The sequence below is a fragment of the Nesterenkonia sandarakina genome, from assembly GCF_003003175.1.
Classification (GTDB): domain Bacteria; phylum Actinomycetota; class Actinomycetes; order Actinomycetales; family Micrococcaceae; genus Nesterenkonia; species Nesterenkonia sandarakina_A.
Map to the genome: position 1 here is coordinate 125,420 of NZ_PVTY01000006.1, position 13,989 is coordinate 139,408.

The 13,989-nt window shown below is 68.4% G+C and carries 14 protein-coding genes; 4 read left to right on the forward strand and 10 right to left on the reverse strand.

What is annotated here, in order from left to right:
- The first annotated feature begins 78 nt into the window (after positions 1-78).
- A complete protein-coding gene (locus BCL67_RS15200; RefSeq protein ID WP_146131098.1) occupies positions 79-732 on the forward strand; it encodes a hypothetical protein in 654 nt (217 codons plus the stop codon).
- Here the strand turns inward: BCL67_RS15200 and BCL67_RS06555 are convergent.
- Complete coding sequence (locus BCL67_RS06555; RefSeq protein WP_106122649.1) at positions 729-1,742, reverse strand: helix-turn-helix transcriptional regulator; 1,014 nt, start codon at positions 1,740-1,742, stop codon at positions 729-731. The two genes, BCL67_RS15200 and BCL67_RS06555, sit on opposite strands and share 4 nt — an antisense overlap.
- Before the next feature lie 94 nt (positions 1,743-1,836).
- On the opposite strand from BCL67_RS06555, the gene BCL67_RS06560 reads away from it, so the two are divergent.
- A complete protein-coding gene (locus BCL67_RS06560) occupies positions 1,837-2,922 on the forward strand; it encodes an SDR family oxidoreductase (protein ID WP_106122650.1) in 1,086 nt (361 codons plus the stop codon).
- On the opposite strand, the gene dnaB is transcribed toward BCL67_RS06560, so the two are convergent.
- Positions 2,919-4,280: a replicative DNA helicase gene (dnaB, locus tag BCL67_RS06565; RefSeq protein ID WP_258174807.1), complete on the reverse strand. Its 1,362-nt coding sequence runs from the start codon at positions 4,278-4,280 to the stop codon at positions 2,919-2,921. The two genes, BCL67_RS06560 and dnaB, sit on opposite strands and share 4 nt — an antisense overlap.
- A complete protein-coding gene (locus BCL67_RS06570) occupies positions 4,277-5,842 on the reverse strand; it encodes a peptide synthetase (RefSeq protein ID WP_146131099.1) in 1,566 nt (521 codons plus the stop codon). Before BCL67_RS06570 ends, dnaB begins: the two co-directional genes overlap by 4 nt.
- Positions 5,843-5,926: 84 nt before the next feature.
- Here BCL67_RS06570 and BCL67_RS06575 point away from each other — a divergent pair, with 84 nt between their 5' ends.
- Complete coding sequence (locus BCL67_RS06575) at positions 5,927-6,709, forward strand: alpha/beta fold hydrolase (RefSeq protein ID WP_258174808.1); 783 nt, start codon at positions 5,927-5,929, stop codon at positions 6,707-6,709.
- Positions 6,710-7,390: 681 nt separating this feature from the next.
- A complete protein-coding gene (gene glsA / locus BCL67_RS06580; RefSeq protein WP_106122654.1) occupies positions 7,391-8,401 on the forward strand; it encodes a glutaminase A in 1,011 nt (336 codons plus the stop codon).
- Between the two features lie 102 nt (positions 8,402-8,503).
- On the opposite strand, the gene BCL67_RS06585 is transcribed toward glsA, so the two are convergent.
- The 7 genes from BCL67_RS06585 to BCL67_RS06615 form a co-directional block, all read right to left on the reverse strand.
- Positions 8,504-9,625 (reverse strand): LLM class flavin-dependent oxidoreductase, encoded by a 1,122-nt coding sequence (locus BCL67_RS06585; RefSeq protein WP_106122655.1) that lies wholly within the window; start codon positions 9,623-9,625, stop codon positions 8,504-8,506.
- Between the two features lie 199 nt (positions 9,626-9,824).
- Positions 9,825-10,277 (reverse strand): 50S ribosomal protein L9, encoded by a 453-nt coding sequence (gene rplI, locus BCL67_RS06590; RefSeq protein WP_106122656.1) that lies wholly within the window; start codon positions 10,275-10,277, stop codon positions 9,825-9,827.
- Between the two features lie 33 nt (positions 10,278-10,310).
- Positions 10,311-10,550, reverse strand: coding sequence for a 30S ribosomal protein S18 (gene rpsR / locus BCL67_RS06595; protein ID WP_036475751.1), 240 nt, complete (start codon positions 10,548-10,550; stop codon positions 10,311-10,313).
- Positions 10,551-10,666: 116 nt separating this feature from the next.
- On the reverse strand, positions 10,667-11,248 hold the full coding sequence (locus BCL67_RS06600) for a single-stranded DNA-binding protein (RefSeq protein WP_106122657.1): 582 nt from the start codon (positions 11,246-11,248) through the stop codon (positions 10,667-10,669).
- 56 nt (positions 11,249-11,304) lie between these two features.
- Complete coding sequence (gene rpsF, locus BCL67_RS06605; RefSeq protein WP_036475747.1) at positions 11,305-11,604, reverse strand: 30S ribosomal protein S6; 300 nt, start codon at positions 11,602-11,604, stop codon at positions 11,305-11,307.
- A 174-nt stretch (positions 11,605-11,778) separates the two neighbouring features.
- Positions 11,779-13,098: a M18 family aminopeptidase gene (locus tag BCL67_RS06610; RefSeq protein ID WP_106122658.1), complete on the reverse strand. Its 1,320-nt coding sequence runs from the start codon at positions 13,096-13,098 to the stop codon at positions 11,779-11,781.
- Between the two features lie 35 nt (positions 13,099-13,133).
- Positions 13,134-13,922, reverse strand: coding sequence for a response regulator transcription factor (locus BCL67_RS06615; RefSeq protein WP_106122705.1), 789 nt, complete (start codon positions 13,920-13,922; stop codon positions 13,134-13,136).
- Positions 13,923-13,989 lie beyond the last annotated feature (67 nt).

Sequence of the window (13,989 nt, forward strand, 5' to 3'; positions counted from 1 at the left end):
CGTGGAGAACTCATGCACCCAGCGCGCCGACGCACCCTGGCGCCTGCTCGGCCCCTGGTGCCGGTACGCTGACAGGCTGTGAGCACCAGCAAGAAGTCCTCCGCGAAGAAGCCCGCCGGCAAGCCGTCAAGCCCGCCGCGGAAGAAGAGCACGACGACGGCGCGTCGCCCCGCCTCCGGCGGACCCCGCGCGAGCGCCGGTTCGCGGGCTGGCACGGCCTCGCGAAGCGCCTCCGGGCCCCGCAGCACTCCCGCCCGCGGGGGATCGTCTCGCACTCCGGCACGGCCCGCCGGGAAGTCCGGCTCACGCAGCTCCCGACCCACCGGCAGCGCTGGACTCAGCGGCAGTGCTCGAACCAGCGGCGGCACCCGATCCGCCGGGAGGACGCGCGCCGCGTCGTCGTCGGCGCAGCCGGGCCTGCTGCGGCGGATCGCCGGGGATTGGGGCCGGTATCTCTGGGCGCTGGTCACCGCCGTGGTCATCGCCGCCCTGCTCTTCGAGTTCACGATGATCTGGACCATCGGCGTGGGCTTCTACATGCTCGCTCTGGGCGAGTTCACCGGGCTGTGGCTGCTGGTGGGCGGCTATGCGATGGCCTGCACCCCGGCGGCCTTCGGCCTGCTCATCGCCACCGGCCAGTTCTGGAAGTCCCTGACCCATTCGCTGTGGATCGGGCTGCTCTACGGCACGCTGGGGTTCGCCTTCCTCGATGTCATCCTCGGCGCCTTCTAGGGCTCTTCTCCACCCAGGCCCTCCTGCGCGACGCGGTGGCGGGCCACCAGCCCCTCGGCGCGCGCGAGCACCAGCCGGCGCAGCGACTGTGGAGCGAGGACCTCCACGCCGGGCACGGTCAGCAGCTGGGAGGCCGCGATCTCCACGCTCTCCATCAGCAGCGCAAAGCCCGCCCGGTCAGCATGCGCAGCTGCATCCCCCGCGAGGCTGGCGTCGCCGGTCCCCTCCAGCGGCTGCATCGGCGCCCCCGGAGTCGCTGCCCGCAGGAGCGCCACAGCATCCAGCGGCACGGTGACCTGGACCGCCAGGGTGTGCAGCGAGGCTTCGAACTCGGCGCGGGAATCCCGCCAGTGCTGCGCCAGGGAGAAGTCCTCGGGACGCCAGGCCGCTTCTTCAAGCTCCTGCGCCGCGCGGATCCGGGTCACCCGGTAGGTGCGCGGAGTTCCTCGATGCGCCGCCACCAGGTACCAATGCTCCCGCTTGAGCACCAGCCCCAGCGGGTCCACGACGCGCACCCCCGGGGCACCGCCGGCGCGCTGGTAATGGATTCGCAGCCGATGGCCGGCCCAGAGGGCCTGTGCCACCGCCGGCAGCGCGTCCGGGCGCTCGGGTTCGGTGAACCAGGCCTCTTGGTCGAGCAGGAACCGCTCCTGAGCCGGCTCGATCGCCGCGCTCTGGCCGGTTTTCGCGGTGGCGGCGAGCATCTTCAGCCGGGCCGTCTGAAACTCCGCCTCCAGCCCGAGGCCATGTGATCCGGCCTCGCCGATGATCAGCGCCTGCAGCTCCGGGGCAGTCATCCCGGTCAACGGCGAACGCCATCCCTCCACCAGGCCGACGCCGCCGCCCGGTCCGGTCCGGGTCCAGAGCGGAACCCCCATGGTCTGCAGCGCGGCGATGTCCCGTTCGATGGTGCGAGAGCTGACCCCATGATCCGCGGCCAGCCGCGCCACGGTGCTGCCCCGGGCGCGGCTGAGCTCGAGCAGGAGCGCCACCAGACGTGAGAATCGCATGGCAGAAGTCTAGGCAATTACCGACAGCAGATGTCGGGAATCGCTGGGAGTCTGATGCCGCACCGATAGATGCCGCGATCCTTGGAGGAGCACCATGTCTGCGCACGCCACGCCGGCCACACCGCCGGCCACACCGTCGTCCCCGTCCTCGCCCGCTTCACCGTCCTCGCCTTCCTCGCCTTCCTCGCCGGCAGAGCCCACCGCCGAGGCCGACGCCGCTGACCGCCGGGGCCCGCTCAGTCAGCCGGACCTCTCTGGACGGGTCGCGCTGGTCACCGGGGCCACCCGCGGCGCCGGGCGCGCGATCGCCCGGGAGCTCGCCGCCGCCGGGGCCGTGGTGTACTGCACCGGGCGTTCGACGGCCACGTCCCCCTCCGACTACGGTCGGTCCGAGACCGTGGAGCAGACCGCGCGGCTGATCCAGGACGCCGGCGGCACCGCGCATCCGGTGATCGTGGACCACCTGGAGATCGCGCAGGTCCGGGCGCTGATCGGGAGGATCGACGCCGAGCAGGGACGGCTGGACATCCTGATCAACGACATCGGAGGAGAGGCCTACGTGGAGTTCGGCAAGACGCTCTGGGACTACGACCTCTCGGCGGGGAAGAAGCTCTTCGACACCGGATTCACCACGCATCTGAACACCAGCCACGCCGCGCTGCCGCTGCTGATCCGCCGCCCCGGCGGCCTGGTGGTGGAGGTGACCGACGGGACCCGCAGCTACAACGCCGCGCATTTCCGCGAGAGCGTCTTCCACGACCTCACCAAGACCGCCGTGGATCGACTGGCCTTCGCGCAGGGCCATGAGCTCGCCCCCCATGGCGGGACGGCCGTCTCGGTCTCCCCGGGCTGGCTGCGCTCAGAGATGATGCTCGACGGCTTCGGGGTCACCGAACAGACCTGGCGCACCGCCGCCGAGGCCAATCGGGGCAGGTCAGGGGTGGTGCCGCCCTATGAATTCGTGATCTCCGAGACCCCGGCGATGCTCGCCCGCGGCGTCGCAGCGCTGGCGGCCGACCCGGAACGGTCACGGTGGAACACCGCATCGACCAGCTCCTTCGAGCTGGCCCAGCACTATGACCTCACCGATGTCGACGGGTCCCGGCCGGACGCGTGGAGCTTCATCCTGGAGCTGGAGACCACCGACGCGGCGACGCTGGAGGCGGCCGGGTACCGCTAGAAGTCGCGGGCCATGTCCTGGAAGCGGGCGTAGTGGCCCTGGAAGGCCACGGTGATGTCGCGGGTGGGACCGTTACGGTTCTTCGCCACGATGATGTCGGCCTCGCCGGCGCGCTCGGTCTCCTTGTCGTAGACCTCGGGCCGGTGCAGCAGCATGACCATGTCCGCGTCCTGCTCGATCGAACCGGATTCACGCAGATCAGAGACCTGGGGCTTCTTGTCCGGGCGGGACTCGGAGCCGCGGTTCAGCTGCGAGAGCGCGATGATCGGGACGTCGAGCTCCTTGGCGAGCAGCTTCAAGGTTCGCGAGAACTCGCTGACCTCCTGCTGGCGGGACTCCACGCGCTTGCCCGAGGAGAGCAGCTGCAGGTAGTCCAGGACCACGAGCTTGAGGTTGTGGCGCTGCTTGAGCCGGCGGCACTTGGCCCGGATCTCCATCAGCGACATGTTCGGGGAGTCGTCGATGAACAGCGGCACGTCATTGAGCCGGTCCACCGCCTCAGACATCTTCTCCCAGTCCTCGTCGCGGATGTTGCCCTTGCGCAGGTCCGAGAACAGGATCCTGGACTCCGCGGAGAGCAGACGCATCGCAATCTCGTTGCGGCCCATCTCCAGGGAGAAGAAGGCAGCGGTCATCTTGTTGTTCACCGCGGCGGCACGGGCGAAGTCCAGCGCCAGAGTGGACTTACCCATGGCGGGGCGGGCGGCGATGATGATCATCTGTCCGCCGTGGAAGCCGTGGGTCAGGTCGTCGAGCTCGCGGAACCCGGTCGGGATGCCGGTGAGCCCGCCGTCGTGGGCGGAGTTGGTCTCGATCTCGTCGATCGTGGGGCCCAGGATGTCGGAGAGCGCGACATAGTCCTCGCTCTGCCGGTTCTCGGCCACGTTGTAGATCTCGGACTGCGCCTGGTTGACGATGCCCTCGACCTCGCCGTCGGCGGTGTGCCCGAGCTGCACGATCTTGGTGCCGGCGTCCACGAGTCGGCGCAGGATGGCGCGTTCCTGCACGATCTGGGCATAGAAGCCGGCGTTGGCGGCGGTGGGCACCGACTGGGCCAGGTTGTGCAGATACGCCGGGCCGCCGATGCGCTGGAGCTCGCCGCGCTTCGTGAGGTGGTCCGAGATGGTGACCACGTCGGCGGGCTCGCCCCGGCCGTAGAGGTCGATGATCGCGTCATAGATCAGCTCATGGGCCGGCCTGTAGAAGTCCGATCCGCGCAGCACCTCGACGACGTCGGCGATGGCGTCCTTGGAGAGCATCATGCCGCCGAGCACCGACTGCTCGGCCACCATGTCCTGCGGAGGCGTGCGGGAGTCCACCCCTGCCGGGGATCCGGTGTCGTAGAGCTCTGTAGTCACCCCTCCACGATACTCGGTGCACGCAGTCCTGCGACCACGGCCTCCAGCCAGGTGTGCATGGTCTCCCGCGCCTGTGGGGTATCGGGATAGCGGCAGCGCAGGTGCAGCCCGGTCTCATTGACCACGAACCAGATCATCACCCCGTCGGTCTGCACCACTGCCGAGATGTGCTGGGCGTTCAGCGCCTCTTCCACGTTGATCGGGAGCTTGCGGTGATCGAGCCAGCTCATCGCGAACATGCCCGGTTCGGCCGGCATCCCGCCGTAGGGCCGCATGATCGGGGCCAGGGGGTGCGAGCCCAGCCGGATCGCCTCCTTCACGGCCTGGTAGCTGCCGCGCAGGCTGTCGTCGTCGTTCTCCAGCACCGCGTTGGTGATGAACCAGCCCACCGAGTCGAACCAGCGCGGCTCGTCCCGGCTGTGCACCGGAAACACGGTGCGCAGCGGCTGGTCGCCCAGCTCGCGGAAGAGCCTGGTCATCACGGAGACCGCGACGGCGATCAGCCTGACCCCCTCCTCCTTGGCATGTGCCTCGAGCTTGTTGAGCTCCGCGGAGTCCAGCACATCGCGGACCTCGACCTTCTCGCTCACCGGCAGCGAGATGTCGCCCAGCGGCAGCGGGAAGGTCGGCATCACCCCGCCACCTGCCTCCAGGATCTCCCGCCAGCGGCTGACGACGGCCTCGGGAGGAAATGGCTTGGCCTCCATCGCCCTGGTGTGCGTCGCGAAGGACTCCGGCACCGGGAGCCCCTGGACCGCGGGGTGACCGGCCCGGAGGTTGTTCAGCACCGCGTTGAAGTCCCGGACCAGCACCAGCAGCGACCAGGCGTCCACGTGGGCGTGGTCGGAGCCGATGACGATCTGCGGCGACCCGGCGGTGTCGCGCACCACGGCGGACTCGCCGTCGTCGATGACGCAGAGCCGATGCGAGGGCGTGCCGAACGGGTCGCAGGCGGCGTCGAAGTGGGCGCGCAGGGCGGCCTTGACCTCTGCCGCGCTGAGATGTTCGCTCGGGGCATCCAGGTGCGCGGTCTGCAGCCCGCCCCGCGAGCCGGTGCTGAATCCGATCGGGCTGCGCGGCCGCTCGGGGGCTGAGAGCTGCTCCCAGGTGCCGGGCAGCATCGTGACCTCGCGCAGCAGCAGGTCGCTGATCGGCCCCCCGGAGTCGCCACCCGGACCGGTGTTGCCGTGATGCGTGTCACTGCGCCGCGGAGAATGTTCCGGCCGCCAGTCGAAGACCGTGCGCAGGGTTCCGTGCCGCTGGACCACCACCTGCCAGGCGGCAGCGATCTCCTCCAGGGAGGCCGGGCCGTCGAGCTGAAAGGAAACCGCCATCCACGATCCGGGCCGCGACCCGAAGCTGACATGGCGGTTTTGGTCGAAGGACACCGGAAGCCCACCGGGAGGATCCGAGGCCGGGGTCCCGGATTCCCAGGGTTCGGCGCTGAAGCCGGCGATGCTGCCCTGGGGCGTGGGGATGGCGGCGGCAGGCTGAGCCACCACCGAGTAGCTGGACAGACGTCCGGGCCTGGCGTGCATCTGCGCCACATTGGTCAACCGCATACGGCGTAGTCTAGGTGGCGTTCACTTCGCTGGGATGCTTCCGGCGCAACTTGTTGTCCAGCTGAGATGGAGGAGTCGAGGATCGTGGGGCTTTTCCAGACAGCCGGGGCGAAACTCGCCTATGAGGTCGCCGGCGACGGTCCCACCTTCGTCCAGCTGCACGGACTGACATCCTGCGCCTCCCGTGAACAGCGCGCGGGCCTGGACATGACGGTCAGCCTCGATGACTGCCGGGTGCTGCGCTACGACGCCCGCGGCCATGGATCCTCCACCGGACGGGCGGTGCCGGAGGACTATCTCTGGCCACGGCTCGCCGAGGACCTGCTCGAGCTGCTCGACGAGGTCGCCCCCGGGGAGAAGGTCCACGCCGCGGGCCCCTCGATGGGTGCTGCGACGCTGCTCTATGCCGCGCTGCGCGATCCTGATCGCTTCGCCACCTTGACCCTGATGGTGCCGCCCACAGCATGGGCCACCCGGGCCGGGCAGGCAGCGATCTACCAGAAGTCCGCCGAACTGATCGAGGACCACGGGATCGGCGCCTTCGTGCGCGTGGGGCGCCAGGTGCTGCCCCCGCCCGCACTGGCGGACCGGCAGAAGGAGCGCGTCCCCGCGGTCAGCCAGGAGCTGCTGCCCTCGATCTTCCGCGGAGCCGGGGTGACGGACCTGCCCAGCCCGGAGCAGCTCCGCGAGCTCGCGGTGCCCACGCTGATTCTGGCCTGGGTGGATGACTATGCCCACCCGGTCTCCACGGCGGAGAAGCTGCACCAGCTGATTCCGGGTGCACAGCTGCAGATCGCCGAGACACCGGAGGAGCTCGACACCTGGCCGCGCCGGGTGGCCCGCTTCATCGCCGCGCACCCCTGCTGAGCGCGCATGGCCTTCGAGGAGGATCGGATCGCCGGGAGACGCAGCAGGATCACGAGCGCTGAGCGCGTGATCCCCTTCCCTTGGCCGGTGTCCCGGCGACCCGATGTGTCTCCAGATCCTGCCGCGTGATGCCCTGCAGCGGAGCGCAGGTGCGCGGAGACCAGGATCTCCTCGGATACCCCGAGGCCTCGGACACGTCGACCACGGGCCACACCGCGAATCTCTTCCCGGCCCCGTGTCTCCGCTCCCGCCGCTCGATGCGGCGCCGCGTGAATGCGCGCTGGGCGGGGCCCAGCCAATATTCACGTCCGAGGGACTTTCCACACTTTAGGTCCCGAGTCCAGCAGGGGCAATAGCCCGGAAGGCTCCTGCCTGTGGAGAAAATGTGGACTATGCGGCGTGTCTTGTGCACAACGTGTGCAGGAAGCTGTGGATAACAACTGAATAACAGCAGAGACCACTCTCTGACCTGGAGTTATAAGGCCTGAGCCCTGTGCACTGCGGAATCTTGATATCAGTTTTTCCACCATAGGGTCGCCTTGCTGTAACCCTGCCGTTAGGTGTATGGGCCGCATGGACCAGTGTTTTCCACAGGTTGTCCACAACCTGGTGAGAACCTGACCTGAGCAACCGCACGCCCGGCGGGTAGCGTAGGGAGACCAACACAGGAGGAGCCACCCGGTGCACGAATCGATCAATACCTATCTGCGCGAGGTCCTCAAGGAATCCAGTGCGGATGTCAGCGGCAAGCTCGCCGCCTACATCCCGCGGCTGCGCGACGCCGATGAGCACCTGCAGGCACTCGCCCTGGCGACCGCAGACGGGCAGGAATGCTCCGCCGGAGACGACGAGCACCTCTTCACCATCCAGTCGATCTCCAAACCCTTCGTCTATGCCCTGGCGCTGGATGACATCGGCCTGGATCGGGTCCGCGAGCTGGTCGGAATGGAACCCTCCGGTGAGGCCTTCAACGAGCTCTCCCTGGAGGGTGGCACCGGGCGGCCGCTGAACCCGATGATCAACGCCGGCGCCATCGCCACCCATCACCTGGTGGACCACACCAGCCACGAGGAGCATCCCGGCGGACGCCAGAGCGACTCGCGCACCTCAGAGGTGCGCAGCCGGACCACCCGGATCCTCGACGGGATGTCGGCCTTCGCCGGACGCCCGCTCGAGATCGACTGGGACGCCGCCGAGGAGGAGTACTCCACGGCGTACCGGAACATGGCGATCGCGCACATGCTGAAGTCCCACGGCTCCCTGGAGACCGAACCTGATGAGGCCGTGCGCGGATACATCGACCAGTGCTCCATCCTGGTCACGGTCAAGGACATCGCCAGGATGGCCGCCACGCTGGCGAACAACGGGATCAACCCGGAGAACGGTCAGCGCGTGGTCTCAGCGGAGTCCGCCCGCACCACCTTGGGCATCATGGCGACCTGCGGCATGTACGACGCCTCCGGGCGCTGGCTGACCCAGATCGGCATTCCGGCGAAGTCGGGCATCTCCGGCGGCATCATCGGGGTGCTTCCCGGCCAGGTCGGCATCGCCTCCTTCGCTCCCCGGCTCAATGAGGAAGGCAGCAGCGTCCAAGGCGTGGCGATGTTCCAGCACCTCTCCAACGAGCTCTCGCTGCATCTGATGAGCAACGAGCGGATCAACGTGATCGAGGAGCTGGAACGACGCGGCTGACCCGGACCCTGCGGCCCAGACGAGGCCTCAGCGCAGACCAGGCGCAGACCGGGCCCAGACTGGGCTGAGGGCAGACGCAGCTGAAGCATGCAGCTGCCTGCTCTAGGCGGCAGCGGCTGTGCCCCCGCCTGGGACGGGGTCGCGGCCCTCGGCGCGGCGACGGGCCAGGACCGCATGGGTAGGCGCCTCAGGGGTGCTCTGCGGGGCGCGGGCGGCCACCTCTCGGCGCAGGACCGGGACGACCTCCTCGCCCAGCAGGTCGATCTGCTCCAGCACGGTCTTCAGCGGCAGCCCGGCGTGGTCGATCAGGAAGAGCTGGCGCTGGTAGTCCCCGGCATACTCGCGGAAGCTCAGCGTGCGTTCGATGACCTGCTCGGGGGTGCCCACCGTCAGCGGGGTCTGCGCGCTGAAGTCCTCGAGCGAGGGTCCGTTGCCGTAGACCGGCGCCCGGTCGAAGTAGGGGCGGAACTCACGGATCGCGTCCTGGGAGTTCCTGCGCATGAAGACCTGACCGCCGAGGCCCACGATGGCCTGCTCGGCGGTCCCGTGGCCGTAGTGCTCGAAGCGGGAGCGATACAGCTCGATCATCCGCCCGGTATGTTCCTTGTTCCAGAAGATGTTGTTGTGGAAGAACCCGTCTCCGTAGTACGCGGCCTGCTCCGCGATCTCTGGGGACCGGATGGAGCCGTGCCAGACGAAGGGTGGGATGTCGTCCAGCGGGCGCGGGGTGGAGGTGAATCCCTGCAGCGGCGTGCGGAAGCGCCCGGAGAAGTCGACCTCGGTCTCCCGCCAGAGCCGGTGCAGCAGTGCGTAGTTCTCCACCGCCAGAGGGATCCCTGCCCGAATGTCCTTGCCGAACCACGGGTAGACCGGACCGGTGTTCCCGCGACCCAGGGTGAGGTCCACCCTGCCCTGGGCCAGATGCTGGGCGAAGGCATAGTCCTCCGCGATGCGCACCGGATCGGTGGTGGTGATCAGCGTGGTCGCTGTGGAGAGCTGGATCGTCGAGGTCTGCGCCGCCAGGTAGGCCATGAGGATCGGCGGGTTCGCCGGTGCCACGAACGGGGGGTTGTGGTGCTGGCCGACCGCGAAGACGTCGAGTCCGACCTCTTCGGCCCGTTTCGCGATCGCGACCATCGACTGGATCCGCTCATGCTCGGAGGGCACCCGACCGGTGGTCGGATCCGGTGTCATGTCGCCGATGCTGAATATGCCGAACTGCATAGCTGCTCCCTGCGCCGTCACGGGTGACCCTGTTGATCCCGGCCACTGATTAAAATTTGAAGTACACCAAGCATAACCTTCTCCCGGCCAGGAGCATTCCCCTCACGCCCCGTCAGAGCGCGAGAAAGCCCCGGCCTCCCGAAGGAGTCCGAGGCTTTCTCAGGTCTCAGCCGCGGACGGCTGAGATGCTGCGTGCTGCTTACTTCGAGCCGACGACCTGCAGGTCGAGGGTCGCGGAGACATCAGCGTGCAGGCGGACAGTGGCCTTGTAGTTGCCGACTGCCTTGATGCGTGCGGGGATCTCGACGGTGCGCTTGTCGATGGAGCCCAGGCCGGAGGCCTCGACTGCATCGGCGATCTGTGCGGAACCGACGGTTCCGAACAGGCGACCGGAATCGCCGGTCTTCACGGTGATCTTCACGGGGGCAGACTGCAGCTTGGTGGCTACTGCCTGTGCTTCCTCGACCGTTGCGATCTCGCGAGCCTTGCGAGCGGAGCGCAGGCGCTCCACATCCTTTTCGCCGCCCTTGGTCCAGGCCATTGCGAAGCCACGCGGCAACAGATAGTTGCGTGCGTAGCCGTTTTTGACGTCGACCACATCTCCGGAGGCGCCGAGACCGGTCACTTCCTGAGTCAGGATGAGCTTTGCCATGGGTTGTTCCTTTCCTTCCCAGTCAGTCCTGGATCAGCCGCGGCCTGCGCCGGCGTACGGCAGCAGTGCGACTTCGCGAGCGTTCTTGATCGCCTGGGCGATCTTTCGCTGCTCCTGGACAGTCACGCCGGTCACCCGACGTGCGCGGATCTTGCCTCGGTCGGAAATGAACTTCCGCAGAAGAGCGGTGTCCTTGTAGTCGATGACCGTGATGTCAGCAGCCTTCAGCGGGTTCGCCTTGGGCTTTGGCTTCTTGAGTTCAGCCTTTGCCATCGTGGTGCTCCTTTTCATTCTCGGAGCCCGCACCTGTGGGATGCGGGATGGTGAATAGTGTGTGTGTGTTTAAGCCGCTGTTCGCGGGCTTGAGAAGCGCGTGGCGCTGCTCAGGCTCAGAACGGTGGCTCGTTGTTGTCAGGGGTGCCCCAGCTACCGCCGCCGGAGGGCTGGCCGCCCCACGGATCCTGCGGTGCGGAATCGTTGTTCCACCCGCCGCCGGAAGACTGGCCGCCGCCGGAGTTTCCTCCGCCGAAGCCGCCGCCGGAGGACTGGCCGCCGGCGTTGCCGCCGCCGAAGCCGCCGCCGCCGCTCGGACGGCCGCCTTGGCCGCCGCTCGAGCGCTGGACGCTGGCAGTCGCAAAGCGCAGCGAGGGACCGATCTCATCGACGTCGAGCTCCCAGGAGGTGCGGTTCTCCCCCTCCTTGGTCTGGAATGACCGAGCCTTCAGGCGACCCTGCGCGATCACGCGGGTGCCCTTGGTGAGGGATTCGGCGGCGTTCTCTGCGGCTTCACGCCACAGGGAACAGCGGACGAAGAGAGTCTCTCCGTCCTTCCATTCGTTTGCTTGACGGTCGAAGAACCGCGGCGTAGACGCGATGGCAAAGTTCGAGACCGCCGCACCCGAGGGGGTGAAGCGGAGCTCTGGATCTGCCGTCAGGTTGCCTACAACGGTGATGATGGTCTCGCCGGCCATGGAAATGCTCCTTGGTTGCTGGTTCGCCCTGACAGGTGGATAGACCACCTGGAGGATTAATCGATCTTCTGTTCCTCGGGGCGGGTGATCTTGGTGCGCATGATCGTCTCGTTCAGGCGCAGCAGTCGGTCGAGCTCGGCGGCGGCGTCAGGAGTCGAGTGGAAGTTGACCACGGCGTAGACCGCTTCAGTCTTCTTCTGGATCTCGTAAGCCAGGCGGCGACGGCCCCAGACATCGACGTTGTCCACGGTGCCGCCGTCCTTCTTGACGACCTCCATGTACTTGCCGAGAGTCGGTTCCACGGTGCGCTCGTCAACCTCGGGGTCGACGAGCACCATCAGTTCATAGTGACGCATTGTGTTAACCCACCTCCTTTGGCCTTGCGGTCACGGGATTTCCGTAACAGGAGGGTCTATCTGCATCTGTATCTGAGCCCGTTCATCCACCCTCGGTATGAGGGCAGGCTGAAACCAGGTCAGACAACCTGCACCATGATACCGGCTTTGTGCGAGCGTGACGAACGAACCCGCTCAGCTGTTCAGTGAGGTGGTGAAGAAGCTCGCCACCGCGTCCCGGAGGTGGGCCACGTCCTCGACGCCGCACATCTCGCGGGCCGAATGCATCGACAGCAGGGGGATCCCGACGTCGACGGTGCGGATCCCCAGCCGGGTGGCGGTGATCGGACCGATGGTGGAGCCGCAGGGGAGGTCGTTGTTGGAGACGAACTCCTGGGTGGGCACCCCGGCGGCGCGACAGACCTGGGCCCACATCGCCGCCGAAGGGGCGTCGGTGGTGTAGCGCTGGTTGGCGTTGATCTTCAGCAGCGGGCCCCCGTTGGGCAGCGGGCGGTTCGCCGGGTCGTGGCGCTCGGAGTAGTTCGGGTGCACGGCGTGCCCGGCATCGCTGGAGAGGTGCCAGGAGGCGGCCAGCGCCTGGGCCCGCTGGGTGGCGGTGGCGCCGGGCTGGCCCGCAGCGCGGCCGAGGCCCTCATAGATCCGGTCGAGCACCTCTTCCAGGAACGGTCCGGCGGCGCCTGAGCGCGAGGCCGAGCCGAGCTCCTCATGGTCGAACGCGGCGAGCATCGGGATGACCGCACCGGTGTCGGCGGCCTCGGCGGTCTGGATCAGGGCGCTGATTCCGGCGTGGACCGAGGAGAGGTTGTCGAGCCGGCTCGAGGCGAGGAACTCCTCCGCCGCGCCGAAGGTCGCCGGGGCCTGGGTGTCGGCGAGGACCACGTCGTAGCCGTCGACGTCCTCAGGATCCACCCCGGCGGAGGCGGCCAGCAGGGCCAGCACGTCGGCGGCCGCGGCCTGCTCGGCGGAGCCGGCGAGTCCCAGGATCGGGCTGGTGTGCGCCTGTTTGCCGAGCTTGAGGCCCTCGTTGACCTGGCGGTCGAGGTGGATGGCCAGCTGCGGGATCCGGGCCACGGGGCCGGTGGAGGCGAGATGGGTGGCTCCGTCGCGGGTGACCAGGCGTCCGGCCAGGCACAGCTCCCGGTCCAGCCAGGAGTTCAGCAGCGGTCCGCCGTAGACCTCGACGCCGGCCTGCAGCCAGCCCTGGCTGATCAGCGTGGACTTGGGCTTGAGCTTGAACCCGGGGGAATCGGTGTGCGCGCCGAGGATCCGCAGCGGGGTGGTCGGGGCGGCCCCGGTGGGCACCACCCAGGCCAGCACGGCCCCGTCGCGGACCACCACATAGCGCCCTGGGGCGGCGGGCCAGTCCTGGTGCTCACCGAGCTGGGTGAATCCGGCGCTGACCAGGCGCTGCGCTGCGACGTCGGCGGCGTGATAGGACGACGGCGAGGCGGTCACATAGGCGGCCAGGTCTGCGATGAGCTCGTGTGCTGTCATGCCCGCCATCCTAATCAGCGCTGGGCTCCCGAGCCTCAGCGCGGTCCGAGGAGCCCGGTCTGGAACACGTAGACCACCGCCTGCACCCGGTCCCGCAGCTGCAGCTTGGTCAGGATCCGCCGCACGTGGGTCTTCACCGTGGCCTCGGAGAGGAAGAACTTCGCGGCGATCTCCGCGTTGGAGAGGCCCTCGGCCACGGCGAAGAGCATCTCGGTCTCGCGCTGGGTCAGCGGTTCGCGGGGGACGCCGTCGTCCATCGCCTCGGCGATCGCTCGCCCATCGGGCAGCGGTCGCGCTGCGCCGGTCGCTCCCGCAGCTCCGGCACCCGCTGGGGTGTCGCCGGGGCCGCCGCGGACATCCCGGGCGCTGGGGCGCTGCGGGGCCGGCGGCTCGGTCGGGGCTCCGCCGCGCAGGTAGACCTCCAGCAGCCGCTGGGTGATCCGTGGGGCCACGACGGCGTCGCCCTCTGCCACCACGCGCACGGCGTGGACCAGGTCCTCCGGGGTGACGTCCTTGAGCAGGAAGGCGCTGGCTCCGGCCTGGAGCCCGGAGAAGGCGTATTCGTCCAGGTCGAAGGTGGTCAGGATGATCACGCGGGTCTGCGGGAACTGCGCGACGACCTTCGTGGTGGCCTCGATGCCGTCCATCCGGGGCATCCGCACGTCCATGAGCACCACGTCGGGGCGCTGCGCCTCGGGCAGCGCGCCCAGCGTCTGCAGCGCCTCGATCCCGTCGGCGGCCTCGGCCACGACCTCCAGGTCGTCCTCACCCTCGAGGATCAGCCGGAAGCCCATGCGCAGCAGGTGCTGGTCATCGACCAGCATCACCTTCAACGGGCCGCCGCGCGGCTCGTCCCCGGGCTGGGGCGCCTCGGGGTGTGCGGGGCGTGCC